This window comes from Acinetobacter sp. P1(2025), from assembly GCF_051390655.1.
GTDB classification, from domain to species: domain Bacteria; phylum Pseudomonadota; class Gammaproteobacteria; order Pseudomonadales; family Moraxellaceae; genus Acinetobacter; species Acinetobacter junii.
The window spans coordinates 1-3,461 of record NZ_JBPKBJ010000135.1 but is presented as its reverse complement, the minus strand read 5'-3'; the positions used below and the strand labels follow the sequence as shown (position 1 = coordinate 3,461).

Annotated in this window: 3 protein-coding genes; all 3 read left to right on the top strand. The window is 36.7% G+C overall.

Annotation, left to right across the window (positions count from 1 at the left end; translation table 11 throughout):
* Window positions 1–129: 129 nt before the first annotated feature.
* The 3 genes from filC to ACSC97_RS17885 are packed head-to-tail and all read left to right on the top strand — an operon-like array spanning window position 130 to window position 3,389.
* Window positions 130–1,248 (top strand): putative pilus system protein FilC, encoded by a 1,119-nt coding sequence (gene filC, locus ACSC97_RS17895; RefSeq protein ID WP_436662287.1) that lies wholly within the window; start codon window positions 130–132, stop codon window positions 1,246–1,248.
* Between the two features lie 12 nt (window positions 1,249–1,260).
* Window positions 1,261–2,925, top strand: a complete 1,665-nt coding sequence (gene filD / locus ACSC97_RS17890; protein WP_436662289.1) for a putative pilus system OmpP1/FadL family transporter FilD — start codon at window positions 1,261–1,263, stop codon at window positions 2,923–2,925.
* Window positions 2,925–3,389: a hypothetical protein gene (locus tag ACSC97_RS17885; protein ID WP_436662285.1), complete on the top strand. Its 465-nt coding sequence runs from the start codon at window positions 2,925–2,927 to the stop codon at window positions 3,387–3,389. The genes filD and ACSC97_RS17885 overlap by 1 nt, the downstream gene beginning before the upstream one ends.
* Window positions 3,390–3,461 lie beyond the last annotated feature (72 nt).

Genomic DNA, 3,461 nt, shown 5'->3' with positions numbered 1-3,461 from the left:
TATAAATGGGTAGAGTACAGGTTGCTGTAGAAGCATGTTTAATTCGTCTAATCACAGATACTTTATAAAGCATTTTAATACTTTTTTGAATCTGTCAATGCGTAAGTCCTATAGATGTAGGATGTTATAATGAACAATCAATGGATGAATGTGAGTGTATTAGCCTTAAGTTTAAGTGCTATCACGACTACTCTTTATGCTGAAGACCAAGCTGAAGTTGCGAATGTAGAACAGACTCAAATTAGTGAATCAGCAACACAGAGCACACAAGCTGAAGTAGAGGTTAAATCTACTACACCTGAAAATGGAGCAAGTGAGGCTGCTAATGCTTTGCAGACGCAAGAAGGGGATGCGACAAAGGAAACTAATTTACAAGAAGTATTTACGTCAAATGAGCGTCAATATTCTTTAATCAAAAAAGGTGTATTCTCATCTTATTATGATATTGACTATACCTATTATCGCGATAGTCGCCTTGACTTAGCAACAGATGATAGTACGAGTACTTTAGCTCGGCTTCGTGTTGAAGAAGATGCAAACCATACACTAACTAATACATTTACAGTTCAATATGGCTTACTTGACAATGTTACATTGTCTGCATCATTACCATTTGTAGCAAAAAAAGATTTATTACAGGATGAAACCGCAGCTGGTCTAGGGGATTTATCATTTGGTGCACGTTGGGAACCTTTTCCGCTTAAACAAGGGCGACTACCTTTAGTTTTATTTGGTAGTTTATCGACCAAAACGGGTGATAGCCCATATGAAATTGGAATTGATGAGTTATCAACAGGTAAGGGCTACTACTCTGTAGGAGTTGGTGCTAGTACACGTAAATATATTGATCCAGTTGTTTTATTTACATCAGTTTCAGCCAATTATGGTCTCAAAGAGACAGGTCTAAACCAACTACGTGGTAGTCGTACCTTAGAAAGTTTTGACCCTGGTTTAAGTGGTGGTTTTGCTTTTGGTTTTGCTTACTCGTTCAATTACGATGTATCTCTAACGATGTCTTATCAACAAAGCTTTAATACTGGTGCTAAATTTTATTTTAGCGAAGGCGAAAGTTTTAAATCAGCTGATCAAAGTAGTTCCACTCTTTCTTTTGCTTTAGGTGTACGTGTATCCCCAGAAACAATCGTCAATGGAACTGTTGGAATTGGTTTAACAGAAGATGCACCAGATGTTTCATTAGGACTTTCATTCCCGTTAGATATTATTGGTTTTGGTAAAAAACTACGTTAAGGAGACACAATGGTGAAATATCCTAAGTTATGTCCTTTAACGATTGGTATCCTAGTCGCGGGACTCTCGAATTTTACTCATGCACAATTGGGTCAAGACTTATCTGTAGATCTTAGGTCTTTATCACTTGGAAATGCTGTTACCGCAGATCCACCAGGTATTAGTGCCGTTCATTTTAACCCAGCTGCTCTTGCTAAAATCGATGGTTTGCAAACTGATGTTCAAGGTATTCTTGCGAACTTTGCAATTAAAAGAGATTTTACCGCACCTGCAGGTTACAACGTTTTTGGTTATTCAGATGATCCTTTAGTTTGTAATGATGGACCTGAAGTTGATACAGGAATCTGTACAGATTTTAAAGGCACTGTTTCTGGTGATGTGGAATATGCCAGTATTTATGTTCCGGTACTTAAAAAAATTGTTGATCTTGGTCCTAATGCACCTTTAGCAGCTCCGACAGCGGGTATAGCCTATAAACCTCCTGGTTCTAAAGTTACCTATGCAACAGCAGTTTACGCACCGCTAGTTGCTGGATTTGGTGCAGAGGATGGAAATCCAAGTAATTTCATGGGACAACAAGTTGCTTTAGAACGTATTACCTATCTTTCTCCTTCATTCGGATATCAAGTGAATGATCACTTGGCGATAGGTGCCTCTTTTGGTATGTCTTATCAAGCGATTGCAATGAAAACCGATTTGCGTTTTCCAAACGAAATGATCGGTGTATTGCGAATGGTTGATGAAGTTGTCTGTGCACCATTTAAAGATAATGGTGATATCATTACAGATCTTCTTTTATTTGGTATTTGTAATACTAATGAAGGGATGAACCCTTTTAATAAGTTAGGTGCTTTAGATGTATCTTTAGAACAGTCTTTGAGCCCAAGTTACAACCTAGGTTTACTCTGGGAACCTACGGATGATTTTAGTTTTGGTATGGTGTACCAAAGTGAAGCTAAAATGCGTCTAAAAGGCAAGTATCTTATAAATAATGCGAACGCTTCTCAAGAGCTAATCGCTGGACTAAACTCTTCAGCTACAGGACAAATTCTTGCTGCAATTTTAGGATTGCCTGGATTTGTTCCTAATGTAGAGTCTGGTTTAGTTGCGATGGATTTTAAATACCCACAGCACTTTAAAGCAGGGATTAAATATAAAATCTTTCCAGATTTACAAATGAATTTTGATATTGGTTGGACTGATTTTTCTGCTTGGGATAAATTTAAGTTTGAATTTGATCGACAAATTTCTTTATTGAAAGTGGCGAAGTTATTAAGTAATGATGTTACTGATCGTTCATTAGCATTACCTTTAAATTTCCAATCTTCGTGGAGTTGGGGTATTGGTTTTGAATATTCTGCCACGGATCGTTTAAAGCTACGTATCGGTTATGAACCACGGACAAGTTCAATTCCTGATGATAAGCGAAATACAATGGTTCCGATCAACAATGCACAATTGTTTGGGCTTGGTGTAGGCTATCGCTTTGATCAAGATACAGATTTAGATTTATCTATTGGTTTCTTACGTAGTCGTGATGATATTCCAGCCAATACAAGTAGCTTTGCGAACAAAACGGGTGTAGATAATATCTTACTGAATCCGTACGCAGGTTTAGATATTAAAACAAATACCAAAGTCACTTTACTTGGTATTAATTATAGAACTAGATGGTAATGCTTAAGAAAAATATTCAAATGTCTAAATACGCTATGCTAATGATTGGTATTGGCATAGTGTCTGGACAAAATGTGTATGCAGATGGGTTCTATACAATCATTGGCCCAGATGGACGCCCAATGATTGTGCCTAAAAAGGACACCTCACAACAACTTCAATCTCAGGTTAGAAATATTGAGAAAGAATCGACTTTACCCAATAAAATTATTGAAAATAAAGTCGAAACGCCAGTAAAACTGTCTAACTCTCAAAATAGAAATATCCAGAGTGACATAAGTAATACGCGTAAAATAGAAAAGATTGAGCCAGCAATTGTTGAGCAAAATGTTGAGTCCCAAAAGACACTGACAATTGAGATTCCATTGTCACAAGAATTGAAATCTGTTCAAACATTAGAATCTAAACAACTAAAGACTAAAGATAGGACTTACGCACTATCATTTATAGATTCTCTGTGGTAGCAGATGATTTTTATCGAGAATAAAGTCATCAATGAAGTCTTTGATGATTGGTCTAAATAAGTTCTTTTGCCA